30 protein-coding genes are annotated in these 23,916 nt (G+C 68.5%); 17 read left to right on the top strand and 13 right to left on the bottom strand.

Features of this window, described 5'->3' with window-relative positions:
- Nucleotides 1-18: 18 nt before the first annotated feature.
- Both KQ297_RS01905 and KQ297_RS01900 read left to right on the top strand, forming a co-directional pair.
- On the top strand, nt 19-270 hold the full coding sequence (locus KQ297_RS01905; protein ID WP_259737928.1) for a CopG family transcriptional regulator: 252 nt from the start codon (nt 19-21) through the stop codon (nt 268-270).
- On the top strand, nt 267-704 hold the full coding sequence (locus KQ297_RS01900) for a TA system VapC family ribonuclease toxin (protein WP_259737927.1): 438 nt from the start codon (nt 267-269) through the stop codon (nt 702-704). Before KQ297_RS01905 ends, KQ297_RS01900 begins: the two co-directional genes overlap by 4 nt.
- 26 nt (nt 705-730) lie before the next feature.
- On the opposite strand, the gene KQ297_RS01895 is transcribed toward KQ297_RS01900, so the two are convergent.
- From KQ297_RS01895 to KQ297_RS01875, 5 genes are all read right to left on the bottom strand, one after another.
- A complete protein-coding gene (locus KQ297_RS01895; protein WP_259737926.1) occupies nt 731-2,353 on the bottom strand; it encodes a YdiU family protein in 1,623 nt (540 codons plus the stop codon).
- A gap of 328 nt (nt 2,354-2,681) precedes the next feature.
- Nucleotides 2,682-3,089 (bottom strand): type II toxin-antitoxin system VapC family toxin, encoded by a 408-nt coding sequence (locus KQ297_RS01890; protein WP_259737925.1) that lies wholly within the window; start codon nt 3,087-3,089, stop codon nt 2,682-2,684.
- The gene (locus tag KQ297_RS01885) at nt 3,086-3,340 is read right to left on the bottom strand and encodes an antitoxin (RefSeq protein WP_259737924.1); all 255 of its coding nucleotides are present in this window, start codon (nt 3,338-3,340) and stop codon (nt 3,086-3,088) included. The genes KQ297_RS01890 and KQ297_RS01885 overlap by 4 nt, the downstream gene beginning before the upstream one ends.
- A gap of 156 nt (nt 3,341-3,496) precedes the next feature.
- The gene (locus KQ297_RS01880; protein WP_259737923.1) at nt 3,497-4,120 is read right to left on the bottom strand and encodes a hypothetical protein; all 624 of its coding nucleotides are present in this window, start codon (nt 4,118-4,120) and stop codon (nt 3,497-3,499) included.
- A 47-nt stretch (nt 4,121-4,167) separates the two neighbouring features.
- Nucleotides 4,168-5,259 (bottom strand): AAA family ATPase, encoded by a 1,092-nt coding sequence (locus KQ297_RS01875; RefSeq protein WP_259737922.1) that lies wholly within the window; start codon nt 5,257-5,259, stop codon nt 4,168-4,170.
- A 235-nt stretch (nt 5,260-5,494) separates the two neighbouring features.
- On the opposite strand from KQ297_RS01875, the gene KQ297_RS01870 reads away from it, so the two are divergent.
- Nucleotides 5,495-7,849, top strand: coding sequence for an HAD-IC family P-type ATPase (locus tag KQ297_RS01870; protein WP_259737921.1), 2,355 nt, complete (start codon nt 5,495-5,497; stop codon nt 7,847-7,849).
- 55 nt (nt 7,850-7,904) lie between these two features.
- Here KQ297_RS01870 and KQ297_RS01865 read toward each other — a convergent pair whose 3' ends face one another.
- The gene (locus KQ297_RS01865; protein WP_259737920.1) at nt 7,905-8,384 is read right to left on the bottom strand and encodes a TerB family tellurite resistance protein; all 480 of its coding nucleotides are present in this window, start codon (nt 8,382-8,384) and stop codon (nt 7,905-7,907) included.
- 135 nt (nt 8,385-8,519) lie between these two features.
- Between KQ297_RS01865 and KQ297_RS01860 the strand changes: the two genes are divergently transcribed.
- Entirely contained in the window at nt 8,520-9,032 is a 513-nt protein-coding gene (locus KQ297_RS01860) for a BCAM0308 family protein (RefSeq protein WP_259737919.1), read from the top strand.
- 8 nt (nt 9,033-9,040) lie between these two features.
- Here the strand turns inward: KQ297_RS01860 and KQ297_RS01855 are convergent, their stop codons facing one another.
- Nucleotides 9,041-9,859: a hypothetical protein gene (locus KQ297_RS01855; RefSeq protein ID WP_259737918.1), complete on the bottom strand. Its 819-nt coding sequence runs from the start codon at nt 9,857-9,859 to the stop codon at nt 9,041-9,043.
- A gap of 73 nt (nt 9,860-9,932) precedes the next feature.
- Here KQ297_RS01855 and KQ297_RS01850 point away from each other — a divergent pair, with 73 nt between their 5' ends.
- The 3 genes from KQ297_RS01850 to KQ297_RS01840 are packed head-to-tail and all read left to right on the top strand — an operon-like array spanning nt 9,933 to nt 12,003.
- Nucleotides 9,933-10,784 carry an NAD-dependent epimerase/dehydratase family protein gene (locus tag KQ297_RS01850; protein WP_259737917.1) on the top strand — a complete coding sequence of 284 codons (852 nt, stop codon included), beginning with the start codon at nt 9,933-9,935 and terminating at the stop codon, nt 10,782-10,784.
- A gap of 29 nt (nt 10,785-10,813) precedes the next feature.
- A complete protein-coding gene (locus KQ297_RS01845) occupies nt 10,814-11,392 on the top strand; it encodes a PCC domain-containing protein (protein WP_259737916.1) in 579 nt (192 codons plus the stop codon).
- On the top strand, nt 11,389-12,003 hold the full coding sequence (locus KQ297_RS01840; protein ID WP_259737915.1) for a hypothetical protein: 615 nt from the start codon (nt 11,389-11,391) through the stop codon (nt 12,001-12,003). Before KQ297_RS01845 ends, KQ297_RS01840 begins: the two co-directional genes overlap by 4 nt.
- Here KQ297_RS01840 and KQ297_RS01835 read toward each other — a convergent pair.
- A complete protein-coding gene (locus tag KQ297_RS01835) occupies nt 11,936-12,358 on the bottom strand; it encodes a YccF domain-containing protein (protein WP_259737914.1) in 423 nt (140 codons plus the stop codon). The genes KQ297_RS01840 and KQ297_RS01835 overlap by 68 nt on opposite strands.
- A 173-nt stretch (nt 12,359-12,531) precedes the next feature.
- Between KQ297_RS01835 and KQ297_RS01830 the strand changes: the two genes are divergently transcribed.
- From KQ297_RS01830 to bchD, 4 genes are read left to right on the top strand one after another with little or no spacing between them, the layout of a single operon-like run.
- On the top strand, nt 12,532-13,485 hold the full coding sequence (locus KQ297_RS01830) for an orange carotenoid-binding protein (protein WP_259737913.1): 954 nt from the start codon (nt 12,532-12,534) through the stop codon (nt 13,483-13,485).
- The gene (locus tag KQ297_RS01825; RefSeq protein ID WP_259737912.1) at nt 13,482-14,270 is read left to right on the top strand and encodes a fatty acid desaturase; all 789 of its coding nucleotides are present in this window, start codon (nt 13,482-13,484) and stop codon (nt 14,268-14,270) included. Before KQ297_RS01830 ends, KQ297_RS01825 begins: the two co-directional genes overlap by 4 nt.
- 23 nt (nt 14,271-14,293) lie before the next feature.
- Nucleotides 14,294-14,623, top strand: coding sequence for a hypothetical protein (locus KQ297_RS01820; RefSeq protein WP_259737911.1), 330 nt, complete (start codon nt 14,294-14,296; stop codon nt 14,621-14,623).
- A 53-nt stretch (nt 14,624-14,676) separates the two neighbouring features.
- Nucleotides 14,677-16,803, top strand: a complete 2,127-nt coding sequence (gene bchD / locus KQ297_RS01815; RefSeq protein WP_259737910.1) for a magnesium chelatase ATPase subunit D — start codon at nt 14,677-14,679, stop codon at nt 16,801-16,803.
- On the opposite strand, the gene KQ297_RS01810 is transcribed toward bchD, so the two are convergent.
- Both KQ297_RS01810 and KQ297_RS01805 read right to left on the bottom strand, forming a co-directional pair.
- Nucleotides 16,800-17,801, bottom strand: coding sequence for an MlaD family protein (locus KQ297_RS01810; RefSeq protein ID WP_259737909.1), 1,002 nt, complete (start codon nt 17,799-17,801; stop codon nt 16,800-16,802). The two genes, bchD and KQ297_RS01810, sit on opposite strands and share 4 nt — an antisense overlap.
- Before the next feature lie 6 nt (nt 17,802-17,807).
- Nucleotides 17,808-18,611: an ABC transporter ATP-binding protein gene (locus KQ297_RS01805; RefSeq protein ID WP_259737908.1), complete on the bottom strand. Its 804-nt coding sequence runs from the start codon at nt 18,609-18,611 to the stop codon at nt 17,808-17,810.
- Between the two features lie 126 nt (nt 18,612-18,737).
- Between KQ297_RS01805 and yvcK the strand changes: the two genes are divergently transcribed.
- A complete protein-coding gene (gene yvcK / locus KQ297_RS01800) occupies nt 18,738-20,129 on the top strand; it encodes a gluconeogenesis factor YvcK family protein (RefSeq protein ID WP_259737946.1) in 1,392 nt (463 codons plus the stop codon).
- On the opposite strand, the gene KQ297_RS01795 is transcribed toward yvcK, so the two are convergent.
- Genes KQ297_RS01795 through KQ297_RS01785 form a run of 3 tightly spaced genes read right to left on the bottom strand, consistent with a single transcriptional unit; the run spans nt 20,123 to nt 21,804 of the window.
- Nucleotides 20,123-20,692 carry an NAD(P)H-quinone oxidoreductase subunit J gene (locus KQ297_RS01795; protein WP_259737945.1) on the bottom strand — a complete coding sequence of 190 codons (570 nt, stop codon included), beginning with the start codon at nt 20,690-20,692 and terminating at the stop codon, nt 20,123-20,125. The two genes, yvcK and KQ297_RS01795, sit on opposite strands and share 7 nt — an antisense overlap.
- Nucleotides 20,646-21,407 (bottom strand): NADH dehydrogenase subunit K, encoded by a 762-nt coding sequence (locus KQ297_RS01790; RefSeq protein ID WP_185465759.1) that lies wholly within the window; start codon nt 21,405-21,407, stop codon nt 20,646-20,648. The genes KQ297_RS01795 and KQ297_RS01790 overlap by 47 nt, the downstream gene beginning before the upstream one ends.
- Before the next feature lie 34 nt (nt 21,408-21,441).
- The gene (locus tag KQ297_RS01785; protein ID WP_185465757.1) at nt 21,442-21,804 is read right to left on the bottom strand and encodes an NAD(P)H-quinone oxidoreductase subunit 3; all 363 of its coding nucleotides are present in this window, start codon (nt 21,802-21,804) and stop codon (nt 21,442-21,444) included.
- A gap of 88 nt (nt 21,805-21,892) precedes the next feature.
- On the opposite strand from KQ297_RS01785, the gene KQ297_RS01780 reads away from it, so the two are divergent.
- The 5 genes from KQ297_RS01780 (at nt 21,893) to KQ297_RS01760 (ending at nt 23,908) form a co-directional block, all read left to right on the top strand.
- Nucleotides 21,893-22,300 carry a rubredoxin gene (locus KQ297_RS01780; protein WP_399250997.1) on the top strand — a complete coding sequence of 136 codons (408 nt, stop codon included), beginning with the start codon at nt 21,893-21,895 and terminating at the stop codon, nt 22,298-22,300.
- Nucleotides 22,301-22,305: 5 nt separating this feature from the next.
- On the top strand, nt 22,306-23,301 hold the full coding sequence (locus KQ297_RS01775) for a photosynthesis system II assembly factor Ycf48 (RefSeq protein WP_259737906.1): 996 nt from the start codon (nt 22,306-22,308) through the stop codon (nt 23,299-23,301).
- 92 nt (nt 23,302-23,393) lie between these two features.
- Nucleotides 23,394-23,642: a cytochrome b559 subunit alpha gene (gene psbE / locus KQ297_RS01770; protein WP_006173010.1), complete on the top strand. Its 249-nt coding sequence runs from the start codon at nt 23,394-23,396 to the stop codon at nt 23,640-23,642.
- 3 nt (nt 23,643-23,645) lie between these two features.
- Nucleotides 23,646-23,780, top strand: a complete 135-nt coding sequence (gene psbF, locus KQ297_RS01765; protein WP_006173009.1) for a cytochrome b559 subunit beta — start codon at nt 23,646-23,648, stop codon at nt 23,778-23,780.
- Nucleotides 23,781-23,788: 8 nt separating this feature from the next.
- A complete protein-coding gene (locus KQ297_RS01760) occupies nt 23,789-23,908 on the top strand; it encodes a photosystem II reaction center protein L (protein WP_048017332.1) in 120 nt (39 codons plus the stop codon).
- Nucleotides 23,909-23,916 lie beyond the last annotated feature (8 nt).

The following is a 23,916-nucleotide window of genomic DNA, read 5'->3' as shown; positions in this document are numbered from 1 at the left end:
TTGATGCGTGAACATCAGATGCGCACCACCCTGCAGCTCGACGACGACGTGCTGGCGGCGGCGCGGGTGCTGGCCCGGCAACGGCGAACCAGCCTGGGTGCCGTGATCAGCGAGCTGGCGCGCCAGGCCCTGGTGGCGCCAGCGCCAGGCTCCGGCTCCGAACAGCAGCAGTCCGACCATCGCAACGGCCTGCCCCTGCTGCCCTGGAAGGAGAAGGGAGCACCGGTGGATCTGGAGCTCGTGAACAACCTGCGCGACGAGCTGGCGTGAGTGTGGCTCTGCTGGATGTGAACGTGCTGATCGCCTTGCTGGATCGGCGCCACGTGCACCACGAACCCGCCCATGGCTGGTTTGCCGCAGCTCAGGCGAAGGGCTGGGCCACCTGCCCGCTCACACAGAACGGCGTGCTGCGGGTCCTCGGCCAGCCGCGTTATCCCAACAGCCCGGGGCCACCGGCGGTGGTGGCGCCACTGGTGGCGGAGCTGATCCGCCATCCGCACCATCAGTTCTGGCCAGACTCGCTCAGCCTCCTGGACCAGAGTCGTGTGGATCCTTCAAGGCTGCTGGAGGCCAGCCAGCTCACCGACACCTATCTGCTGGCGCTGGCGGCGCACCGCGGCGGCCGGCTGGTGAGCTTCGATCGCCGCCTCAGCTGCGAGGGGGTCGCCGGCGGCCGCGAGGCCCTGTGGTTGATCAAGGCCTGAGACAGCTCAGAACGAGCGGCATCGGCTCACGACGAACAGCTGTAGTGGGACACCCCGCCGGCGTTGAAGAATTCCCTGGGCTTCAGACGGTCGTATCTGGCCTCCAGCTCCGCCGATGGCTCCTCGTAGGGATGGCTGAACACCGCCTGCAGCTCCTGGATCAGGGTGGTGTCACCTTGCGCCGCCTGTTCATAGGCCGGAGCGACCAGCCACTCGCGCCAGTTGATAGCCGGGTTCACGCGGTTCATTGCCGCGGAGGTCTCGCCGAGGTCGCCGTTGGCTGTGATCTGATCACGCCAGCGCTTCAGCCAGCGGGTCCATTGCGCATCGAGTTCTTCGGAACTCGGCAGGTAGAAGCTCTCCTTCAGAGCTGAGAGTTGCTCGGGGATGGCCGACAGCCTGCGGAAGAAGATCGTGTAGTCAACCTTCGAGCGCACCATCAGCTCCAGCAGCTCGTTCACCAGCGCGGCGTCGTAGGTGATCAGGCCGAGCTTCCTGGCCCACATGGCCTCAAGCTCCTGCTGCATCGCCTCGGCGAAGCCCTCCCGGATCTGATCCAGCCGCGCCAGGGCCTGCGTGTTCTCTGCGAGCAGCGGCCGGATGGCGGCCCAGAACATCTGGTAGTTGGCTTCGGCCGCCACCGGTTGGTTGAAGAAGGAGAAATGCTGGCCGCCGCCGGTCCAGGGCTGAAAGAGGGGATCGAACAGTTCGCAGAATCCGAAGGGGCCGTAGTCGAGGGTGTAGCCACCAGCGGCGCAGTTGTCGCTGTTGAAATTGCCCTGGCAGTAGCCCACCCGCATCCAGTTCGCCACCAGGGAGATGAGCCTTCCGCGGAACAACCGGGCCAGCTCCAGCACCTGCTCGCTGAACGCCAGACCCGGATCAATCTCCGGCCGGTAGTTGCGCTCGATCAGGTGCGCCACGATCATCCGCAGTTCGTTCAGGGCCTCCGGATGGGCACCGCTGCGGACGCGGCGGGCGAACAGCTCCAGCTGGCCCACGCGCAGAAAGGATGGGGCAACACGGGTGGTGATCGCCGCAGGGTTGTCCACCAGGATGTCGGGATCAAACGACCTGGAGTTCGGGGAGTACCAGGGCCTGCGCACGGTTTCGGATCGGGACCCATAAAGCGTCAGCGAGCGTGAGGTGGGAACCCCCAGGGCGTGCATGAACTCCTGGGCCAGAAACTCGCGCACGCTGGAGCGGAGCACGGCGCGGCCATCGGCGCCGCGGCAGTAGGGCGTGGGGCCACCACCTTTCAGTTGCATCTCCCAGCGCCGGCCGTTGAACACGCCTTCGAACACGGAAATGGCCCGGCCATCGCCGTAGCCGTTGCCGGTGCCGAACGGGCACTGCTGGATGTATTCGGTGCCGTAGATCGAGAGGGCGTAACCGGTCGCCCAGCCAACCGGTCGCATCGGCTCGGTCGCCACGGTGATGTCACCGGAAAACAGACGGCGGAAGTGCTCGTCGTGGGCCAGCTGATCGCTCAGGCCCAGTTCGTTGAAGAGGGCTCTGCTGTGCGCCACGTATTCCGGCGCTGGAAGCGGGGTTGGCGTCACCGGCACGTAATGACCGGAGAACACCTGGCGGGGCCGGTGATCGTGGCCATCGCCGGTGGCCTGAGGATCCGCCTGCAGGGAATCCATCAGCGAATAATCAGCCCGTTGGGCAAACTCTGCGAACGTGGTTGTTGGCGTTGTGATCGGAGTTGAGGTCGGCACTGAAGACGGCACGGTTGACGAAACTGTTGTCGGCACGGGTCTCTCGGGTGTGGCGCGGCCTGGGCATGGCCATGGCGTTGAGGTCCTCATCCTGGCGAGCCTGCCGCCATCGGTGGAACAGCGGTTGAGGAGGGGTTCGAGCTTGAACTCTGCCGGCGCCGGGCGGGAGAATCCGGCGGCCTGGATGCCGGGCTGTGGCTTGGCCTGGCAGCGGGGTTCTGGGCTGATCAAAGCTCAGCCATGGACATCGGTCTCAGGCAGCCCAGTCCGCCAGCTGCAGCCCCTCCACACGACTGAATTCTCGGACGTTGTGGCTCACCAGGGTGGCTTCGATGGCCAGGGCGTGGCAGGCAATCCAGAGATCATTGGCGCCGATGGGCGTGGCCCGCCGTTTCAGGGCCGTGGCCTGAATGGCGTAGTGCTCGCAAATGCCTGAACCCTGGGGATAGAGAACCGGCACCTGCCGGGCCAGGGTCTGCAGGAGCTGCAGGGTGACGTTCCGGCGCAGGCTGCCTTCCGCTCCGCGCAACAGTTCAGCCCAGGTGATGAACGACATGGCCAGCGTGTCGTTCTCACTGAGGGCGTCGATGTGCTCGGCAACCTGGGGCGGGCGATTCTTGCTCAGGTAGATGAGGATGTTGGTGTCGAGGAGGTAGATCACAACGCCTCGCGCTCCTGCACTGGCAGCTTTTCGGCCTGCTGCTGCTCCAGAGCCTCCACGAACTCGGCATCAAAGCCGCTGAGTGCCTGAAGCAGGGCCTGGCCTCGCTGACTGGGGCAGGGGTGGATGAGCAGATCTCCCTCCACAGTGCGGCTCACCTGTACCCGATCGGTGCTGAGCCGGAACTCAGCGGGAATGCGCACGGCCTGGCTGTTGCCGTTCATGAACACGCGGCTTGGCAGCGCTTCCACAGGACCAGCTCCGACGTGTGTACAGAGGAGTGTATACGATCTGCTGGAGCGACGGCGTTCTGCTTTCCGCGCGATGACGCACCCAGCCACACAATTCGCTCGTGATGGGGTTGGCATGATCGCGGGGTTGGCGGTTGAGCGGTGAGATCTGGATCGTCACCGCCCAGCTGCGGGAAGCCGCTCGAAGGCGCCGAACTTGCCGATCACCTGTCCCTTGGCGTCGTAGGTCACCACCTCCAGGGCGCTGGAGCCATCCAGCGGCATCGCCAGCTGGATCACCGCATCCCCCGTGCTGCAGGGTCCGAACCTGAGCGTGAGCCGGGCCACTCCGAACACCAGATCCGTCGGCTGGCTGGGCGGCACCAACTGATCGGGATAGCGGCCGTTGCGGCCCCAGGGGAGGTTCTCCACGCTGTAGTCGCTGTCGCAGATGCCGTTGGCCTTGTTGCCCCAACGGATCCGGTTCGGCTCCACTGTGAGCACATCGATCACCGCCCGGCCGGCCGTGCTCTGCCCCTGCCAGCGGCCCAGAAAGAAGTTGTCATTGGCCCAGCCCTTTGGCTTGGGGATCGCCGCCTGGGCGGAAGGCCAGGGCACCTGCGGGGTGCCCGGCCCCTTCTCCAGCGGGATCGTGTGGTCATGGCGGCTGAGGTTGCAGGGGATTTCGCTGCTGTTCGCCAACGCCGGTGCCACCGATCCAGCGGAGCTGAGAGCCAGGGCAAGCGGGAGCAGGCGGGACAGGCGGATCAGCACAGGCGGAACAATCGACAGCTTCGTCAAGCAACAGTGAACGGCGGCCAGGCAGCCTCGGCAAGCCGCCGGGCCCATCACCCCGGCCAGCGCCAGGCGCCCCGCTCCAGGGTGGTCTGACCCTGCACCACCGTCGCCCCGACCTCCCGCTGCAGCTGCACGTGGCTGCAGTGCTCCTGAGCGGCCAGCGCGCCGATCAGCTCTGGGGCATGGGCAATCACCCACACCTGAGTGCGCTGAGCCGCTGAATGGATCAGCCGCGCCAGCGGCGCCAGCAGATCGGGGTGGAGGCTGCTCTCCGGTTCGTTGAGCACCAGCAGAGGCGGCAGGCGCGGGCTGAACAGCGCCACCGTCAGCAGCATGTAGCGCAGCGTGCCGTCCGACAGTTCCGAGGCTTCCAGCGGCCGCAGCAGACCCGGCTGGTGGAAGCGCAGCCGGAACAGCCCCGCCTCCGTGCTCACGCTCAGATGACAGCCGGGGAAGGCATCCTCGATCGCCTGCTGCAACCCGTTGCCGTCTCCGCTCTCCAGGATCGTCTGCACCGCAGCCGGCAGGTCGCCGCCGTCACCCGCCAGGGCGAAGCAGCGCGTGCCCACCCGCGGTTGCCGCGCCGGCGCGCCGGCATCGGTGCGGAAGCTGTCGTAGAAGCGCCAGCTGAGGATCTGCTCGCGCAGCACATGCACCTCGGGCTGCTCCTGCGGGTCGGCGCCGCTCTGGAACAGACTCCGGTCGGGATGGGCCTGCCCCCCCCTGCTGCTGAGCACGGCGCGGGGATGAAAGCTGCCACCGGCCCAGATCCATTCGCCCTTCAGGGCCGGATCGAGCGCGAAGGCCGTCTGCCGCTCCTGGGGGTAGCCCAGCTCGATCGCATAGGAGAAGGGATCGGCCGCGAAGCCCAGGCGCAGGCGCACCGGTCGCTGACGCGGGCCGCCCTGCACCGGCTGCTCCCCCTTCAGCATGTCCCGGCTCAGCCGTTCCGGGCCGGCCCACATCACCGCCGGCAGGCCCCCCTCCCTGGCCAGGGCCCCCACCATCTCGCCGCGGGCAGCGGCCACGATCAGGCTCAGGGCCCGGTAAAGATTCGACTTGCCGCTGCCGTTGGCACCCGTCACCAGCGTCAGCCGCTTGAGGGGGAGCACCACGTTCTGCAGGGAGCGGTAGCCGCTCACGGCGAGATGGCTGAGCGCGGGACTCTGTGGGCGTTGATGTGTCACCGTTTCCGTCCGGCCAGGCTCAGCGCAGCGCTCACAGCGGAGACGGCGATCAGGGTGGGGTGCTTCATGGCGGCATCATGCCGATGGTGATGTGTTGGCACGCTTCGGGGGGGGGAATCGACAGAAACTGCTGGGATTGCTCCCCATGGCAGTCAGATCCCGCTAAGGCGAAGGCACGAGCAGAGCCTCCATGAGCTGGCTGGAGCCCACCAATCTGCTGCTGCTCGCCTGCGCCCTGATCTACGGCCTGATCGGGGAATGGGTCGATGGCGGCATCCTGCTGGTGTTCGTGGTGGGCATCAGCCTGCTCGATGCCATCCAGCAGCAGCGCAGCAACCGTGCCCTGGCCGAGCTGGCCCGTCTTTCGGCGCCCCGCGCCCACGTGCGCCGCGACGGCCAGGAGCTGGACCTGCCCGCCGAGCAGGTGCGTGTGGGCGATCGGCTCCGGCTGGAGGAAGGCGATCGGGTGGCGGCTGATGCCGCCCTCAGCGAAGGGGTGGGGCTGTGGCTGGATGAGTCCCTGCTCACCGGTGAATCGCTGCCGGTCGCCCGCTCCACGCCCGGGGAGCGGATCCTGGCGGGTTCGCTGGTGGCCGGTGGCCGCGGCTGGGCCGAGGTGGTGGCCGTGGCCGATGCCACCGAACTGGGCCGGCTCGGCAGCAGCCTGGCCACGGTGCAGCCACCGGCCACCCGGCTGCAGCGCCAGACCCGCCGCCTCACCGGGCGCCTCACCGTGCTGGCCCTGGGGCTCTGCGCGGCCCTGGCGGTGATCCAGGGAGCGATCAGCGGCGACTGGCCCCAGGCCCTGCTCGCCGCCCTGGCCCTGGCCCTGGCGGTGTTGCCCAACGAGATCCCCGTGGTGCTGGCCCTGTTCCTGGCCCTCGGCGCCCTGCGCCTGGCCCGGATCGGGGTGCTGGCCCGCTGGCCCGCCGCGGTGGAGAGCCTCGGCAGCGCCACGGTGCTCGCCGTCGACAAGACCGGCACGCTCACCGAGAACCGCATGGGGGTGCAGCGGCTGCTCACCTGGCCGCAGCTGGAGGGCTGGCAGGCGGGGGAGCCTCTGGCGGAACCCTTTCACGGTGTGGTGGAAATGGCGGTGCTGGCCAGCCGCGGCGATCCGGTGGATGCCATGGAACGGGCGATCCAGCGCCTGGCCGCCGACCACCTCGACGGCACCGAACACCTGCATCCCGACTGGCCCCTGGAGCGCGAATACCCCCTGCAGAGCGATCTGCTGGTGTTCTCCCGCCTCTGGCACGACGACGACGGGGGCTTGCAGCTGGCCGCCAAGGGGGCGCCCGAGGCGATCGCCGATCTGTGTCACCTCAATGCCGGGCAGACCACCGCCCTGCTGGCCGCCGCCGATGGGCTCGCCGCCAGGGGGCTGCGGGTGCTGGCGGTGGCCCGCGGACTCGATGGCGTGCCGGTGCACGAGGGTCAGCCGTCCGCAGGCGGCGGCGCTCTGCCGGATCACGTGCACGGCTACCTGTTTGAACCGGTGGGGTTCCTGGCCCTGGCGGATCCGCTGCGCCCGGATGTGCCGGCGGCGATCGCCACGGCGCGGGGTGCGGGCGTTCGCGTGGTGATGATCACCGGTGACAGCCCGGTGACGGCCCGCTCGATCGCCGATCAGGCGGGCCTGCCGCCCGGTCCGGTGCTCTCCGGCCCCGAGCTGGGCACCCTCTCTGCGCAGGAACTGGCTGTCACGATCCGCGAGGTGGGGGTCTTTGCCCGGGTGATGCCCCAGCAGAAGCTGCAGCTGGTGCGTGCGCTGCAGGCCGCCGGTGAGGTGGTGGCGATGACCGGCGATGGCGTCAATGACGCCCCGGCCCTCAAGGCCGCCGACATCGGCGTGGCGATGGGCCAACGGGGCACCGCCGTGGCCCGTGAATCCGCCGATCTGGTGCTGCTCGACGACACCTTCAGCGATCTGGTGGCGGCCCTGGAACTGGGCCGACGAGTCGACGCCAACCTGCACCGGGCGCTGGGCTACACCCTGGCGATCCACCTGCCGATCGCGGCGCTCGGGCTGGTGCCGCTGCTGCTGAGCGGCCAGGCACTGATCCTGCTGCCGGTGCACATCGCTCTGCTGCACCTGGTGATCGATCCCGCCTGCACGGTGGTGTTCGAGGCGCTTCCCGCTACACCGGGCCTGATGCGGCAGCCACCCCGCCCGCCGGAGGCGCCCCTGTTCGGGTCCGACACCTGGCGCCATTCGCTCAGCCAGGGCGCCGTGGTGATGGTGGCCGCCCTGGTGCTGGTCTTCTGGCCCGAAACCGACGCCGCCACCCACCGCAGCCTGGTGTTCTCACTGCTGCTGCTCGCCGGCGGGGGGCTGGTGTGGCTGAACGGGGATCCCCGCAGCCGCATCACCGCCGCCGGTGCCGGCATCGGCCTTGGGCTCTGGCTGCTGCTGCTGGCCATTCCCGGGTTGCAGCAGCTGCTCAGCCTCGCCCCGCTGCAGCCATCCGGGATCCTCACCGTGCTGATCACCACCGCGCTCGCCCTGCTGCTGGCGGGCCTGCTCAACCGCCGGCTGGCCTGAAGCCGCCATCGGACTGCACGCGATCGTGCGGAAATCGCTTGGCAAGCTTCGTCGATCAGGCGGCCAGGAAGCCGAAGTGCTGCGCCAGGAAGCCGCGCAGGCCGCTCTGGGCCTGGAGGTCGAGTTCAGCGGACCATTCCGCCTCGGTGATGTCGGCCTCACCCAGGCCCAGACCCTCCACCAGGCGCCGGTAGGCCACCTTCTCCAGGGGGTTGATGCTCGATGTGTCGCCGGGCCGCCGGCCGACGCGGATCATCATGTAGGCCAGCTTCAGGGCCAGCTGCCGGTCTTCCTCTGAGCGCAGTCGGGGGATCAGGACATCGAGCGCCTCGGGTTGCAGGGTGCGATCAGCCAGCACCTCCGCCGCCTCGGCGGGCAGCGGTGCACCCCCATCGGCCACGATGTAGCGCTCCACCAGACGGGCCAGCAGCTCCCTCTCCTCCTCCGAGAACTCTCCATCCGACCAGGCCACACAGCAGAGGATGCGCAGCAGGTCGAGGTTGCCGGCAGGCGGGGTGTCGGTGCTGGGCGCCATGAACAGGATCCGGTGGGCATCGCAACAGCCATTCTGACGGCTCGTCCTGATTCCCCTCGGCCTGGATGTCCTCCGGGCCGAACCCCTGACAGGTTCCGTGCGCGTGGCTACAGCAGGAACAGAAGAGTCCACCCCATGCCTGCCAACACCACCAATGCGCCTGCCAGCCACCAACCCCGCCATGACGGGATGGAGAGCGGGCATCACAGCGATCCCTATCAACAGCGCCACAAACCGTCCCAGCCCAGCACCTGTCCGGATTGCCAGGCCACCTTTCACCAGGGGCGCTGGACCTGGGAAGCCCCGGAGACAGGCGCCGCCAGCCACCGCTGCCCGGCCTGTGAACGGATCCGGGATGGGGTTCCCGCAGGCGAGCTGCGCCTCTCGGGCCGTTTCCTGACCGAACACGCCGAGGAGGTGATGCAGCTGGTGAGCAACACCGAGGACCACATCCGGCAGGAGCATGCGCTCGAGCGCCTGATCGACAGCAGCGGCGATCCCTCCAGCGGGGAGGTGCTGCTGCGCTTCACCGGCATCCACGCCACCCATGGCCTGGGTGAGGCCCTGGTGCATGCCTTCGGAGGAACGCTGGAAGCGCCCTTTGCTGACGCCGGCTCACCCATGCGCGCCAGCTGGCAGCGGGATTGAGCGATCCCTCAGGGCCTGCGGAACCGTCGCAGCTCCCAGGCCGTGAGCCGCTGCTTGGTGTCGTACGTCAGGCTCACCTGCCGGAAGTGGTCGGCATCGAGGCGGCAGCCCACCTGCAGGGCAAAGGCCCCCTCCGGCAGCTGCTCCGGCAGGGAACAGAGCAGGCCATCAGCGAAGCCGGCGGTGAGGTCGTTGCTGCTGAACTGGCTGCCGCGGAAGGGCTCGCACGGCTGCGGCTCCCCATCCGCGGCGGGCCAGCGGTGGGGCTCCAGGCGCTCCAGCTCGCCGGGCCAGCCCTCCTGCTCCGCCAGCAGGGCCCGCCAGTCGCTGGCCGCAGGGCGGGGTGGGTCGGGCTCAGGGGCCAGGCCGCAGCGGAAGGGAACCACCCCCAGGCTCTGCAGACGCCAGCCGGGGGGATCGCCCGGGGCTGCTGCCAGAGGCGCGTAGAGCAGCACCAGCATCGAGCGGGAGCGGCCCCGGAACAGGTTCACTTCGTGGCCGAATCGCGGCTGCTGGCCGTCCACCGCCAGGCTCGACTGGCCGGCAGCGCCGCGGAACTGCCAGCACTGTCCGCCGCCGTTGTAAGTGGAGCGCGAGAGGGGCAACTGACGGCGGCCGTCCGGAGCGAAGCGCAGACCGCTGCCATCCCACAGACCCGTGTCGGGGTCGGAAAAGCTGATGGCGTAGCAGGTGCCCTCGATCTCCGCGCTGGGGCAGGTGAGGTCCAGCACACCGGTGGAGCTGCGCTCATACCAGCGGCTCGTGCCACACCAGCGGCCCTCGAAGTTGAGCCTGTTGAGCTCCCACTGGCGGTCGTGGCCGGTCATGGCGACTGGAGCGGTGGTGCTGGCGTCAGTGTGGTGGCGGCGCCCTAGCTTTTCGCCAGCCAGCTCAGCCTTGATGCGGATCACGATCGTTGGCTGCGGCTATGTGGGCTCCGCCCTGGCGAGCCACTGGCATCAGCAGGCCAGGCACTGGCTGCGGGTCACCACCACCCGCGAGGAGCGCCTGCGGGAGCTGGCCCCCCTGGCCGATGCGGTGCAGCGGCTGGATGCCGCCGACCCCGATCAGCTGCGCCAGGCCCTCGAGACCACCGAGGCGGCGGTGTTCTGCCTGGCACCCGGCGGCAGCCGCCAGGTGGATGCCGACGGCTATGAGGCCACCTACCTGCGCACCATGGAGGCCGTGGCGGCCGTGGTGCCCCAGCTCCCCGAGCTCCAGCAGCTCGTGTACACCAGCAGCTGCTCGGTCTACGGCGAGGCCACCGGCCTGGTGGAGGAAGACACACACCCCAAGCCCCGGGAGCCCCACGCTCAGATCCTGCGCGACGCCGAAGATCTGCTGCTCGCCTGCCGCAGCCCCCACCGCCGCGTCGCGATCGCGCGGCTGGGGGCGATCTATGGCCCCGGGCGCGAGCTGGAGCCCCGCTTCCGCTCCCTGGCAGGCAGCCGCCGCAAGGGGGATGGGTCGTCCTTGATCAGCTGGATCCACCGCGACGATGTGGTGGCGACCCTGGACTGGGCGGTGGAGCAGGGCTTCGATGGACTGATCAACCTGGTGGACGACGAACCGATCAGCGTGCGCGAGCTGATCGACCGCAGCTGCCACGCCGCCGGCCTCGAGCCGGTGATCTGGGATGGCGACAACGAGCGCGTGGCCAACCCAGCCGCCGAACGGCGAATCTCGAACCGCCGCCTGCGGGAGCTGGGCCTGAGCCTGCAGCACCCTCGCCTGCGGATCCTCGCGGCCTAATCTTGCCGCGCCCATCTGCCCCGCCAGCGATGCGTTCCGTGCCGCTCCACCTCGAGCCCGGCAGCGACCTGCGTCAGGCGCTGGAGCAGCTGGCGGTGGAGCAGAACGCCTCCGGCTTCGTGCTCAGCGTGGTGGGCAACCTGGCCCAGGCCGCCTTCCAGTGCCCCGGCAAGAGCATCCCCACAGTGCTGCGCGGCGAGCTCGAGATCATCACCCTGCAGGGCACCATCGCCCCCGAAGGGGTGCACCTGCACCTGAGCCTCTCCGATGGGGAGTGCCGGGTCTGGGGCGGCCACCTCGAACCAGGCTCCCGGGTGCTCAAGGGCGCCGACCTGCTGGTGGGCCTGCTCGACACGGCAGCGCAGGCCCCGGCTCGCACCACGGCCGCGCCGGAGCCGCGGGTGGCGATCGCCGTGCGCTCCGGTTGCCCCTTCTCGCGGCGGGCCCTGCGCATGCTGCGAACCCTCGGCATTCCCTACCGGCTGATCGAGCCCAGCGCCGATGGCTCCGTGCCCCAGGTCTTCCTCGATGGGCAGCTGATCGGCGGCTACGACGAGCTGGCCCAGCGCCACGGCCGGGGTGAGCTGGAAGCCCTGCGCCAGGGATGAGCGTGCCGCCGGCCGCCGCACTGCAGCTCAGCACCCTGGCTGACTGTGGCCTGACCATCGCCGGCTACCCCCGCTTCCGCTACGACGCCCGGGGGGGTGGCGGCAACGCTCAGCTTGGGCCGCCACGCAGCGACGGGCTCCGGCCGCTGAGCTTCCCTGCGGCAGGGCTGCGCATTCCCCCGCTCAACTGGCGCAGCACCCGTGTCCTGGGGCTGCCCCTGCCGCCGGGGCTGAGCATCGCCATCGAGCCGGAGGAACTGGAGGGGATCATCGATCCCGCCAGCGGCACCCTGGCCCTGAATTTCAGGGCACGCTTCCTCTTCCGCGTGGGGTCTCTCTACCGCGCACCGGCCCTGCTCGTGGCCACCCAGCTGGTCACCGGAGAGGTCAGCAGCCGGCGGCACCAGCGCTGCGGCCAGCGGCTGAGCGCCGATGGCATGGCCCTGCTGGTGGGGGTGGCCACAATCCAGCCCTCTGGCGAGGCCTGGCTGGATCGGTTCCTGGGATTGCCCGATGAGGCCCTGGCGCTGCTGCGTTGCCGCTTCACTCCGGAAGCCGGGGCCGGGTTCCCGTGGGCACCACCTGCAGACCGATCGGCGCCAGGGCAATGAGTGCCAGCTTGACGTGCTGGATCCCGAAGGGGATGCCGATGATCGTCACGAAGCAGGCCAGGGCGGAGCTGAGGTGGCCGATCGCCAGCCACCAGCCCGCCAGCAGGAACCAGATCACGTTGCCCACCAGGCCCAGGGGGCCGGTGCCGAAATCGTTGCGGCCGGTGAGCTCGCGGCGGCTGATCGCCTCCTGGCCGAACGGCCAGAAGGAGAAGTTGCCGATCACGAAGCAGGCCCGCGCCCAGGGGAGGCCCACGATCGTGATCGCGGCCACCAGGCCGGCCAGCCACCAGCCCAGGCCCATCACGAAGCCCCCGAGCACGAACCAGAGGACGTTAAGAACGAAGCGGAGCATCCCTCCAGCTTGGCGTAGATCCGAAAATTGGCAGGCACGTCTCTGGCCAGTCAGCCCTGCCAGCTCGGTTCAGCCTCACCAGAACCACAGCAAAAGCGGGGCAGTTTAGTACCAGCCTCAGGGGCCATCGGCTAGAGTCTGTAAATCTCCTTAACAAAAAGCAGCAAACCCAGATGTACACGCTCGAGAAGGCCACCCAGATCTTCCCCGACACGCTCTCGGCGGACGTGGTCCCCGCGATCACGGCCCGCTACAAGCTGCTCAGCGCCGAAGACCAGCTGGCGCTGATCTGGTACGCCTACCTCGAGATGGGCAAGACCATCACGATCGCCGCCCCCGGCGCCGCCCGCATGCAGTTCGCCGAGGGGGTGCTCAGCCAGATCAAAGGCATGAGTTTTGCCCAGCAGAGCCAGGTGATGTGCGATCTGGCCAACAGCACCGACACAGCCATCGGCCGCACCTACTCCGGATGGTCGGTGAACATCAAGCTCGGCTTCTGGTATCAGCTCGGCGAATGGATGGCCGCCGGCATCGTCGCCCCCATTCCCGAGGGCTACCAGCTCTCCGCCAACGCCGCCTCCGTGCTCAGCTCCCTCAAGAGCGTCGAGCAGGGCCAGCAGATCACATTGCTGCGCAACTTCGTCGTCGACATGGGGTACGACCCCGCCAAGGGCGAGGCCCAGCGCGTCATGGAGCCCGTGGTCGCTCCCACCCCTGAGTCCCAGCGTCAGAAGGTGTCGATCGCCGGTATCGACAACGCCACGGTGAGCGCCTACATGGATCAGCTCAACGCCAACGATTTCGACAACCTGATCGAGCTGTTCCTGCCGGATGGGGCCCTGCAGCCTCCCTTCCAGAAGCCGATCGTGGGCAAGGAGGCCATCCTGCGCTTCTTCCGCGAAGACTGCCAGAACCTCAAACTTCTTCCCGAATCCGGTGTTGCCGAACCCGCCGACGGCGAATTCACCCAGATCAAGGTCACCGGCAAGGTGCAGACACCCTGGTTCGGAGCCGGCGTGGGCATGAACGTGGCCTGGCGCTTCCTGCTCAATCCCGAAGGAAAGATCTACTTCGTGGCCATCGACCTGCTGGCCTCCCCCGCCGAGCTTCTCAAGTTCGCCCCTTGACCCTCGCTACAGCCACGGCCCCTGCCTCCTCCGGCAAGGGCCTTGCGCTGGCGGCACTGATCCTGCTGGCCTGGATCGTGAGTCTGGCGGTGTTGCTGCCAGGTGATTCAGGCCATCTGCCCCTGCCCCTGCTGCTGCTCGCGGTTCTTCTCCGCTCAGTGCTGCACACCGGGCTGTTCATCGTCGGGCACGACGCCATGCACGGCCTGCTCCTGCCGGGCCGGCCCCAGGCCAACCACGGCCTGGGGCAGCTGGCGCTTGGGCTTTACGCCGGTCTTCCCTACCGGGCGTGCCGCGCCAACCATCTGCGCCACCACCATGCCCCGGGCAGTGCGAGTGACCCCGACCACCATCCCCAGCATGGTCCTGGGATTCTGCGTTGGTACGTTCACTTCATGGCCGGCTATCTGGGGGTCGCCCAGATGCTCCTGCTGCTGACAGGGTGGGCTCTACTGGCTCTGATCACGGCACAGTTCAGTCACGGGGCACTGGAGAACGTGCTGCTGTTCTGCACCCTTCCGCTGTTGATCAGCTCCCTGCAGCTGTTCGTCTTCGGCACCTATCTGCCCCACCGGGAACGTCCCGGCGAGAGCAACAGCCACCAGGCCCGCAGCCTTGAGCTGCCTGTATGGCTTTCCCTGTTGGCTTGTTTTCACTTCGGCTATCACTGGGAACACCACGAGTTCCCCACCAAGGCCTGGTTTCAGTTGCCCGGCATGCGGCGCCTTCGCTTCTCGGCCCGGCGGCAATCCCTGCGGCTCGCGCACGAAGCCCTGCCGCGATAAACTCCTGTATCAAAGACTACATCATGGCTGAACCGGCACTGATCACCTGGACGGACGAAGAGCAGGCCATCGCTGAACAGGCGTTCAGTTGTGCCTATGGCCGTGCCGTTCAGTCGGTGATCAGCACCGTGCGCCGCGAGGCCGATTCGATCACATCAGCGCAGGCTCTCTGGCAACTGCACGATTATCTCAGCACCCAGCGCCATATGATGGAAGGACGCTTCGATTTCCGCCTCGACGGCATCCTGTTCGTGTTCGCCAGCCTGGTCAAGGAGGATCTGCTCCGGCTCGACGAACTCAACGGCCTCGACGGCGACAAGCTGGCCAAGATCAAGGCGATGTCGCGGTTCTAGCCCTGGCGCTCCATCGGCCAGACTGAGCAATCCTTTCGAGGCCTCCGCCCCCCATGGTCGTCAGCGGGTCTGCAGCCTCCCCAGCGGCCGCCAGCGTTGCGGGCTCCAGCTCCTTCCCCCTGGCGGCCATCACCGGCCACGGCACCCTCAAGCTGGCCCTGCTGCTGGCGGCGGTGGATCCGGGCCTCGGCGGTGTGGTGATCGCCGGCGGGCGCGGCACAGGCAAATCAGTGCTGGCCCGGGGTCTGCATGCCTTGCTGCCGCCGATCGACGTGCTCGCCCTCGGTGACGCCTGCCGCCGCCTCAACGTCGATCCCCAGCGGCCGGACGACTGGGACGCCACCATTCACAGCCGCATCACCCAGCTGGGCGGTGATCCCACCGGATCCGACCCCACGGCGCTGCTGCCCACCGCGGTGATCCCCGCCCCCTTCATCCAGGTGCCCCTCGGTGTCACCGAAGACCGCCTGGTGGGTTCGGTGGATGTGGCCGCCTCCCTGGCCGCCGGGGCACCCGTCTTCCAGCCCGGTCTGCTGGCCGAAGCCCACCGGGGCGTGCTCTATGTCGATGAGCTCAACCTGCTCGATGACGGCATCACCAACCTGCTGCTGGCGGCGGTGGGGAGCGGCGAAAACCGGATCGAGCGCGAGGGGCTCAGCCTCTCCCACCCCTGCCGCTGCCTGCTGATCGCCACCTACAACCCGGAGGAGGGCGCGATACGCGACCACCTGCTGGATCGCTTCGCCATCGCGCTCTCGGCCAACCAGGTGCTGGGGGTGGAGCAGCGGGTGGCCATCACCAGCTCCGCCCTCGACCACGGCGCCTCCAGCGCATCCTTCCGCGCCCGCTGGCAGGAGGAGAGCGACGCCCTGGCCACCCAGCTGCTGCTGGCCCGTCAGTGGCTGCCCGATGTCACGATCACCCGTGAGCAGATCACCTACCTGGTCAACGAGGCCCTGCGGGGCGGGGTGGAAGGCCACCGCTCCGAGCTCTACGCCGTGCGGGTGGCGCGGGCCCATGCGGCCCTGAGCGGCCGTGACAGCGTCGACGCCGACGACCTGCAGGTGGCGGTGCGGCTGGTGATCGCGCCGAGGGCCCTGCAGCTGCCCCCGCCCGATCCGGAGCAGCCCATGGAGCCGCCGCCGCCGCCCCCTCCCCAGGGGGAGCAGCCGCCCGAGCCCGACACCCCTGACGAGCAGGAGCCCCCGGAGCAGGACCCGCCCGAGCAGGAGGAGGCCGACGACGATCGCGAGGACGACAGCCCCGAGGACCAGGCGCCGCCCCAGGTGCCCGAGGAGTTTCTGCTCGACCCCGAGGCGATCGCCATCGATCCCGATCTGCTGCTCTTCGCCGCCGCAAAATCCCGCAGCGGCGGCAGCGGCAAGCGCTCGGTGGTGCTCTCCGACTCCCGCGGCCGCTACGTCAAGCCGATGCTGCCCCGCGGACCCGTGCGCCGCATCGCCGTGGATGCCACCCTGCGGGCCGCCGCTCCCTATCAGAAGGCCCGCCGCGCCCGCGAACCGCACCGCGCCGTGATCGTGGAGGAGGGGGACCTGCGCGCCAAGCAGCTGCAGCGCAAGGCCGGCTCCCTGGTGATCTTCCTGGTGGATGCCAGCGGCTCGATGGCCCTCAACCGCATGCAGAGCGCCAAGGGGGCCGTGATCCGCCTGCTCACCGAGGCCTACGAGAACCGCGACGAAGTCGCTCTGATCCCCTTCCGCGGCGAGCAGGCCGAGGTGCTGCTGCCTCCCACCCGCTCGATCACCGCCGCGCGCCGCCGGCTCGAGCAGATGCCCTGCGGCGGTGGCTCACCCCTGGCCCATGGCCTGACCCAGGCGGCCCGGGTGGCAGCCAACGCCCTGGCCACCGGTGATCTCGGCCAGGTGGTGGTGGTGGCGATCACCGATGGCCGCGGCAACGTGCCCCTCTCCCGCTCCCTCGGCCAGCCGGAGCTCGAGGGCGAGGAGCCCGTCGACCTCAAGGAGGAGGTGAAACAGGTGGCCGGCCGCTACCAGGCCCTGGGCATCAAACTGCTGGTGATCGACACCGAGCGCAAATTCATCGGCAGCGGCATGGGCAAGGACCTGGCCCAGGCGGCCGGTGGCAAGTACGTGCAGCTGCCCAAGGCCAGCGATCAGGCCATCGCCGCCATCGCCCTCGACGCCCTCAATGGGGCTTAGAGGCCCTTGATCGTCTGGGGCTTGGGCACCGCCTTCGTCTGACTCTCCTTCTTCTGGCTCTCCTTCTTCTGGGCCTCCTTCTCGGCCTTCTCCCTGGCCAGCCCGGTCTGGGCGGGGTAGAGCTCATCAAAGAGCTGGCCCAGGCCGATCGCCACACTGCGCACGCCGTCCATGAACTCCGCGTCGGCGGTGAGCTTGTTCACATCACCGCCCACGGCATCGATGCGGGCGGTGAGCCGCTCCGCATTACCCACGGTGGTCTTGAGCTGGGCCAGGGTCTTGGGGTTGTCGAGCGAGGCGGTGACGTTGCGCACGTGGCGGCTCGCCGCCACCGCCTCGGCCGTGGCCGTGTTGAGGTTGGCCAGGATCGGATCGGCCTTGCCCACCGAGCGCTTCAGCTCAGCCACCAGAACCTGAGCCCGCTTGAGGAACAGGGTGGCCTCCTTGGAGGTGGCATCGAAGCTGCGGGTGGTGCGGGCCATCTCCGCCACGATCTGCTCCTCATCCACCTGGGCCAGCAGGCGCTGCATCAGCTCGGTCACGCTGTTGAGGCTGGCCGCGGTGACACCCTTGAGCTCACTGCCGGCGCAGACCATCACCGTGTTGTCGCAGTCCTTGGCCCGGGGCATGGGGGCGTCCTCCGGCAGGGGGTTGCCGGTGCTGATCAGGGCCACCTGGGCGTCGCCGCCCAGCAGGGACCCGGTCTGCACCTGGGCCGTGGTGGGGCGTGACAGCTGCAGGGTGGGATCGCTGATCTCCAGCTCGGCCAGCACCGCCGAGGAGGTGGTCTTGATCCTGCGCACGCTGCCCACCTGCACGCCGCGGAAGATCACCGCGGATCGGTCGGCCAGACCAGCGGCATCGGCGAAGCTCACCTTCAGGGTCCAGTTGTTCTGGCTGAGGGAGATTCCCCGCAGCCAGATCCAGAAACCGGCTCCCCCCACCACGGCAGCAAGCAGCGAAAATCCAACGATGGCCTCTCGCACGCTGCGACGCATGGGGCTCTAAGTCTCCGCCGGTTGCATCGGTCCGCTCAGGCTACCGGTTCGGAACTGAACCACGTAGGGATTGTCGGTGCGGCTGAAATCCTGCACGGGACCGTGCCACTGCAGCTTGCCTTCGTAGAGCATCGCCACCTGCTCCGCCGAACGCACGATCGTGCTCATCACGTGGCTGACCACCACCGAGCAGCCCGCCGCCAGGCGGGTGCTGGTGACGATCAGGTCTTCGATGCGGGTGCAGGCCACCGGATCCAGTCCCGCGGTGGGTTCATCGAACAGCAGGATCGGATGCTGCCCTGCCGGTTGGGCGGGGTCCTCGATCAGGGCCCGCGCAAAGCTCACCCGTTTCTGCATGCCGCCGCTGAGCTCCCCCGGGAGGCGTTCCTCAATCCCGAAGAGGCCCACGGCCTCCAGGGCCCGATGGACCCGCTCGCGGATTTCGGCCTCCGGCAGCTTGCTGTGGCGGTAGAGCAGGAAGCCCACGTTCTCACGCACGGTGAGCGAGCCCAGCAGGGCAGGGTTCTGAAACACCAGGCGCACATCCGGCGGTCGGCGCTGGTCCAGCCGCAGGTAGCGCTGAGGGGCGCCATGCACCCTCAGCTCTCCCGTCGTGGGCAGCAGCAGCCCGGCCAGGATGCGCAGCACCGTTGACTTGCCCGTGCCCGAGGGGCCCACCACCGCCAGACGCTCCCCCCGACGCAGGTTGAGGCTGAGGCCATCGAGCACCGTGTTGGTCCCCCAGCGCATGCCCACGCCATCGAGCTCAAGCACCGGCCCGTCAGGGTCGCTCTGGAGAGCTCGGTTCATCCTGGCGTTTCCTCCGTACAGTTCATGGTGCTATGTGCTGTGGCGTAACGCCCCATCGGCTTGACCTCCCAGCGCCCCATCCAGCCCCGCCGCCGCCCCCGCCGGCAGGTCCGCCGTCCCGGCTGGATGGGTCGTGGCGACCTCCGCCAGCAGGACCTCGTCAGCCGCTCGAAGCGGGCGGTGCGCTGGCTGCAACCAGGGCTGGTGGTGAAGCGCTGGGTGCTCACATCGGGCCTCGGGCTGGTGCTGGCGCTGCTGGGCGCCGCCATCCTCGCGGATCTCACGCCCATCTACTGGATGCTCGAGTCGCTCACCTGGCTGATCACCAATGTGGCGCGGGTGCTGCCGCGGGGCTTCACCGGGCCGCTGGTGCTGATCGCCGGTGCGGCACTGGTGATCTGGGGCCAGAGCCGCAGCTTCGGCTCGATCCAGCAGGCCCTGGCCCCCGAGAAGGACACGGTGCTGGTGGATGCCCTGCTGGCCCAGCGGCGGCTCAACCGCGGCCCCAACGTCGTGGCGATCGGCGGCGGCACCGGCCTCTCCACCCTGCTCAGCGGCCTCAAGCGCTACAGCAGCAACATCACGGCCATCGTCACCGTCGCCGATGACGGCGGCAGCAGTGGTGTGCTCCGCCGCGAACTGGGGGTGCAGCCGCCGGGCGACATCCGCAACTGCCTGGCCGCTCTGGCCCGGGAGGAACCGCTGCTCACCCGCCTGTTCCAGTACCGCTTCAAGGCAGGCAACGGCCTGGAAGGCCACAGCTTCGGCAACCTGTTCATCTCCGCGCTCACCGCCATCACCGGCAGCCTGGAATCGGCGATCACCGCCAGCAGCCGGGTGCTGGCGGTGCAGGGCCAGGTGGTTCCCGCCACCACTGCCGATGTGCGCCTCTGGGCTGAGCTGGCGAGCGGCGAGCGCATCGAGGGTGAATCGAAGATCGGCCACTCACCCAGTCCGATCGTGCGCCTGGGCTGCATCCCCGAGCGGCCTCCCGCCCTGCCCCGGGCGATCGAGGCCATCGCCAACGCCGAGCTGATCATCCTCGGGCCCGGCAGCCTCTACACCTCCCTGCTGCCCAACCTGCTGGTGCCGGAGCTGGTGCAGGCGATCATCCAGTCCAAGGCGCCGAAGCTCTACATCTGCAACCTGATGACCCAGCCCGGCGAAACCGACGGGATGGATGTGACCGGTCACCTGCGGGCGATCGAAGCCCAGCTGGCCAGCCTCGGCGTGAACCAGCGTCTGTTCCCGGCAGTGCTCGCCCAGGAACCGCTGCGGGACCTTTCTCTGCTCGAGCACTACCGCGCCAGGGGAGCCGAGCCCGTGCTCTGTGATCAACGGCAGCTGCGCGCGGCCGGCTACGACGTGATGCTGGCGCCGCTGCAGGGCTCCAGGCCGAGCCCCACCCTGCGCCACGACTCACGCAGCCTGGCCCACGCCGTGATGCGCTTCTACCGCAAGCACAAGGGCCACAAGCCCGGCAGCGATCTCGACTGGCTGGCCAGCCGGGCTCAGTAGGCGTCCTGCATCTCGTAGAAATCCGGCTGGACGTAGTCCTTGCGCAGGGGGTAACCCTTCCAGTCTTCCGGCATCAGCAGCCGCTTGGGATGGGGATGGCCCTCGTAGCGGATGCCGAACATGTCGAAGGTTTCCCGCTCCTGCCAGTCGGCCCCTCGGAACAGGCCATAAAGGGTGGGGATGGTGAGGTCGCCGGTCCGCTCCAGGAACACCTTCAGGCGCACCTCCTGGGGGGCCTCAGCGGAGGAGCCCTGCTCGAGAGCCGCCGCCAGCTTCACCAGGTGGTAGAAGCTCACCAGCCGACCGCCCGGGCCCTCGTCGTAACCGCCCTGGCACTGCAGGTAGTCGAAACCCCAGGCCTTGAGGGCCGCAGCCACCACCGGCAGGAACATCGGCTCCACCCCGATGATCTCCACGCCCAGGTGGTCGGCCGGCAGGGGCTGGTGGTCGAAGCCCTGGTCGCTCAGCCACTGGCTGACGGCGCCGATCGGGGCGGAGCTGAGCTCGGTGCTGGGATCAGGCATCGCTGGAGGAGCGGGTGGCTTCGAGGGCTTCGGGTTCAGGGCTGGCCAGGGGCAGCCCGGCCCCTGCGGCAAAGGCGGCCTGCTGGGTGTCGGCCTTCAGGTAGGCGCCGGTGACGATCGGCTCCACCGCCTTCATGGCGTGCTCGATCGTGAGGTAGCGGTGGGTGGGTTGCATCTGCCCCCGCTCAGCGAAGGACTCGTTGCCCACTTTCTTGCGCAGCTTGATCACCGCATCGAAGATGGCCTCCGGCCGCGGCGGGCAGCCGGGGATGTAGAGGTCCACCGGGATCAGCTTGTCGACGCCGCGGACGGCCGTGGTGGAGTCGGCGGAGAACATGCCGCCGGTGATCGTGCAGGCGCCCATGGCGATCACGTACTTCGGCTCGGGCATCTGCTCGTAGAGCCGCACCAGGGCCGGAGCCATCTTCATGGTCACGGTGCCGGCCGTGATCAGCAGATCCGCCTGGCGTGGGCTGGAGCGGGGCACCAGGCCGAAGCGGTCGAAGTCGAAGCGGGAGCCGATCAGCGCCGCGAACTCGATGAAGCAGCAGGCCGTGCCGTAGAGCAGGGGCCAGAGACTGCTGAGCCGGGCCCAGTTGTGCAGGTCATCGAGACTCGTGAGAATCACGTTCTCGGAGAGATCCGAGGTGACCGTGGGTGCACCCACCGGGTTGCACGTGGCGGCACGCAGGTCGCGCAGGGCCTCGATCGAGGGGGCTTCGCTGGTTCCGGGGCTTGACGGGGTGAGGGTCATCGGTCGGCTGGTCGGGGTTCCGGGTGGCGGGGGATCAGCTCCACTCGAGGGCGCCCTTGCGCCAGGCGTAGGCGAGGGCCACCACGAGGATCGAGATGAAGATGAGGGCTTCGATGAAGGCCAGCAGGCCCAGGCGATGGAACGCCACGGCCCAGGGATAGAGGAAGACGGTCTCGACGTCGAAGATGACGAAGACCAGAGCGAACATGTAATAACGGATGTTGAACTGGATCCAGGCACCGCCGATCGGCTCCATCCCCGATTCGTAGGTGAGGCGGCGTTCGCCATCACGCGACCTGGGGGCCACAAGTTTGTTGGTGACCAGAGCCAGCACAGGAACGGCCGCTGCGATCAGCAGAAAGCCCAGAAAGGCGTCGTAGCCGGGAAGCACGAACATGGAAGGGCCCAACCTGGGGCGCAGTCTGGCATCCGTGGGCAGGGACCGCCTGGATAGAGTCCGATCTGACGGCAGTGGGGCCAGCGCCATGGTCAACGGGCACGACGGCGACGAGGAACGCGCTCCGGAGGACTCCAACAGCGAGCCCCAGGGGGAGGCCACCGCCACCTTGGAGAGCGATCCCGACACCCACCGCTTCGAGTGCCGAAGCTGCGGCTTCGTCTACGACCCCGAGGAGGGCATCCGCAAACTGGCGATCGCCCCCGGCACTCCGTTCGGCGCACTGGATCCGATCGGCTTCCGCTGCCCGGTCTGCCGCAGCCGCGCGGGCGCCTTCCGCGACATCGGACCGCGCAACAAGCCCAGCGGCTTCGAGGAAAACCTCAACTTCGGCCTCGGCGTGAACAAGCTCACCCCCGGCCAGAAAAACGTGCTGATCTTCGGGGGCTTCGCGCTGGCGTTCGCCTTCTTCCTCTCTCTCTATTCCCTGCGCTGAGTCCCGTGAAACGCCTGTTTTCCTCCTTGCTCGGCCTGGTGCTGGCCGTTGGTCTGGTCTTCAGCCTCGGCGGCTGCGTCACCACCGGCCTGCCCGTGGCCGCCAGCAGCCCCTGGCAGCCCGTGGCCCTCGACACCCGCTCCAACCCCCTCGACCTGGCCTTCACCGACGACAGCCACGGCTTCCTGGTGGGCAGCAACCGCCTGATCCTCGAAACCGACGATGGGGGCGCCAGCTGGGAGGCCCGTGCCCTCGCCCTGCCGGAGGACGAGAACTTCCGCCTGCTCAGCATCGACTTTTCCGGAGAGGAGGGCTGGATCGCCGGCCAGCCGGGCCTGCTGCTGCACAGCACCGATGGGGGCCAGAACTGGGAGCGCCTGCTGCTCGACACCAAGCTGCCCGGAGACCCCTACCTGATCACGGCCCTGTCCCGGAGCAAGGCCGAGCTGGCCACCACCGTGGGCGCGATCTACCGCACCAGTGATGGCGGCGGCAGCTGGCAGGCCGAGGTGAGCGACGCCGCCGGCGCCGTGCGCGACCTGCGGCGCGCCCCCGACGGCCGTTACGTGAGTGTCTCGAGCCTGGGCAATTTCTTCGCCACCTGGGCGCCGGGGCAGGCCACCTGGGAGCCCCACCAGCGCATCAGCAGCCAACGGCTGCAGAGCATGGGCTTCCAGCCCGACGGCAACCTCTGGATGGTCACCCGTGGCGCCCAGCTGCGCTTCAACCCCGACGCCGCCGATGTGGAGGCCTGGAGCAAGCCGGTGATCCCGATCACCAATGGCTACGGCTACCTCGACATGGCCTGGGACCCCAACGGCGCCATCTGGGCCGGCGGCGGCAGCGGCACCCTGCTGGTGAGCCAGGACGGCGGCTCCAGCTGGGAGCGCGATCCCATGGGGGGCTCCCAGCCCACCAACTTCACCCGGATCGTCTTCGAGCGCAACGGCAAGGGCTTCCTGCTGGGCGAGCGGGGCAACCTGCTGCGCTGGGTGGGCTGACTGGACTGCATCCCTCTGTAACCAACAGGGGGATGCGCTCGCTGCGGCGCACCGCCAAGGCCTAGGATCTCTGGGCTGAATTGCCCGCTGCTATGGCTGCCGGCTCCACCGGAGAACGTCCGTTCTTCGAGATTATTACGAGCATCCGTTACTGGGTGATCCACGCCGTCACCTTGCCGGCGATCTTTCTGGCGGGCTTCCTGTTCGTCTCCACCGGCCTGGCTTACGACGCCTTCGGCACGCCTCGCCCCGATGCCTACTTCCAGGCCCAGGAAGCCAAGGCACCGGTGGTGAGCAAGCGCTACGAAGGCAAGAGCCAGCTCGATCTGCGCTTGCAATAAGCCATGACCCAGTCACCGAGCACCACGCCCCGCAACTATCCGATCTTCACGGTCCGCTGGTTGTCCTTGCATGCGCTGGGGATCCCCACGGTCTTTTTCCTGGGTGCCCTGGCGGCCATGCAGTTCGTCCGTCGCTGAATTCCGCCATGCAGCGCAATCCCAACCCGAACAATCTTCCGGTCGAGCTCAACCGCACGAGCCTTTATCTGGGCCTCCTGCTGGTGTTCGTCACCGGAGTGCTTTTCTCCAGCTACTTCTTCAACTGATCGGGAGA

The sequence above is a fragment of the Synechococcus sp. CS-205 genome, assembly GCF_025128255.1.
Taxonomy (GTDB): domain Bacteria; phylum Cyanobacteriota; class Cyanobacteriia; order PCC-6307; family Cyanobiaceae; genus Regnicoccus_A.
The sequence above is the reverse complement of the archived record's forward strand: the minus strand, read 5'-3'. Positions and strand labels throughout refer to the sequence as shown.

Bases quoted from the DNA above. Each gene is read 5' to 3' on its own strand.
- KQ297_RS01780 (WP_399250997.1), top strand. From the start codon at position 21,893: ATGGTCAACGGGCACGACGGCGACGAGGAACGCGCTCCGGAGGACTCC.
- KQ297_RS01895 (WP_259737926.1), bottom strand. From the start codon at position 2,353: ATGGATTCCCTGCAGGCGGATCCTCAGGCCACCGGCGATGGCCACGAT.
- psbE (WP_006173010.1), top strand. From the start codon at position 23,394: ATGGCTGCCGGCTCCACCGGAGAACGTCCGTTCTTCGAGATTATTACG.
- KQ297_RS01855 (WP_259737918.1), bottom strand. From the start codon at position 9,859: ATGACCGGCCACGACCGCCAGTGGGAGCTCAACAGGCTCAACTTCGAG.
- KQ297_RS01905 (WP_259737928.1), top strand. From the start codon at position 19: ATGCGCACCACCCTGCAGCTCGACGACGACGTGCTGGCGGCGGCGCGG.
- yvcK (WP_259737946.1), top strand. From the start codon at position 18,738: ATGGGTCGTGGCGACCTCCGCCAGCAGGACCTCGTCAGCCGCTCGAAG.
- KQ297_RS01865 (WP_259737920.1), bottom strand. From the start codon at position 8,384: ATGGCGCCCAGCACCGACACCCCGCCTGCCGGCAACCTCGACCTGCTG.
- psbF (WP_006173009.1), top strand. From the start codon at position 23,646: ATGACCCAGTCACCGAGCACCACGCCCCGCAACTATCCGATCTTCACG.
- KQ297_RS01790 (WP_185465759.1), bottom strand. From the start codon at position 21,407: ATGACCCTCACCCCGTCAAGCCCCGGAACCAGCGAAGCCCCCTCGATC.
- KQ297_RS01785 (WP_185465757.1), bottom strand. From the start codon at position 21,804: ATGTTCGTGCTTCCCGGCTACGACGCCTTTCTGGGCTTTCTGCTGATC.
- bchD (WP_259737910.1), top strand. From the start codon at position 14,677: ATGGTCGTCAGCGGGTCTGCAGCCTCCCCAGCGGCCGCCAGCGTTGCG.
- KQ297_RS01870 (WP_259737921.1), top strand. From the start codon at position 5,495: ATGAGCTGGCTGGAGCCCACCAATCTGCTGCTGCTCGCCTGCGCCCTG.
- KQ297_RS01820 (WP_259737911.1), top strand. From the start codon at position 14,294: ATGGCTGAACCGGCACTGATCACCTGGACGGACGAAGAGCAGGCCATC.
- KQ297_RS01830 (WP_259737913.1), top strand. From the start codon at position 12,532: ATGTACACGCTCGAGAAGGCCACCCAGATCTTCCCCGACACGCTCTCG.
- KQ297_RS01760 (WP_048017332.1), top strand. From the start codon at position 23,789: ATGCAGCGCAATCCCAACCCGAACAATCTTCCGGTCGAGCTCAACCGC.
- KQ297_RS01840 (WP_259737915.1), top strand. From the start codon at position 11,389: ATGAGCGTGCCGCCGGCCGCCGCACTGCAGCTCAGCACCCTGGCTGAC.
- KQ297_RS01810 (WP_259737909.1), bottom strand. From the start codon at position 17,801: ATGCGTCGCAGCGTGCGAGAGGCCATCGTTGGATTTTCGCTGCTTGCT.
- KQ297_RS01805 (WP_259737908.1), bottom strand. From the start codon at position 18,611: ATGAACCGAGCTCTCCAGAGCGACCCTGACGGGCCGGTGCTTGAGCTC.
- KQ297_RS01850 (WP_259737917.1), top strand. From the start codon at position 9,933: ATGCGGATCACGATCGTTGGCTGCGGCTATGTGGGCTCCGCCCTGGCG.
- KQ297_RS01845 (WP_259737916.1), top strand. From the start codon at position 10,814: ATGCGTTCCGTGCCGCTCCACCTCGAGCCCGGCAGCGACCTGCGTCAG.
- KQ297_RS01860 (WP_259737919.1), top strand. From the start codon at position 8,520: ATGCCTGCCAACACCACCAATGCGCCTGCCAGCCACCAACCCCGCCAT.
- KQ297_RS01835 (WP_259737914.1), bottom strand. From the start codon at position 12,358: ATGCTCCGCTTCGTTCTTAACGTCCTCTGGTTCGTGCTCGGGGGCTTC.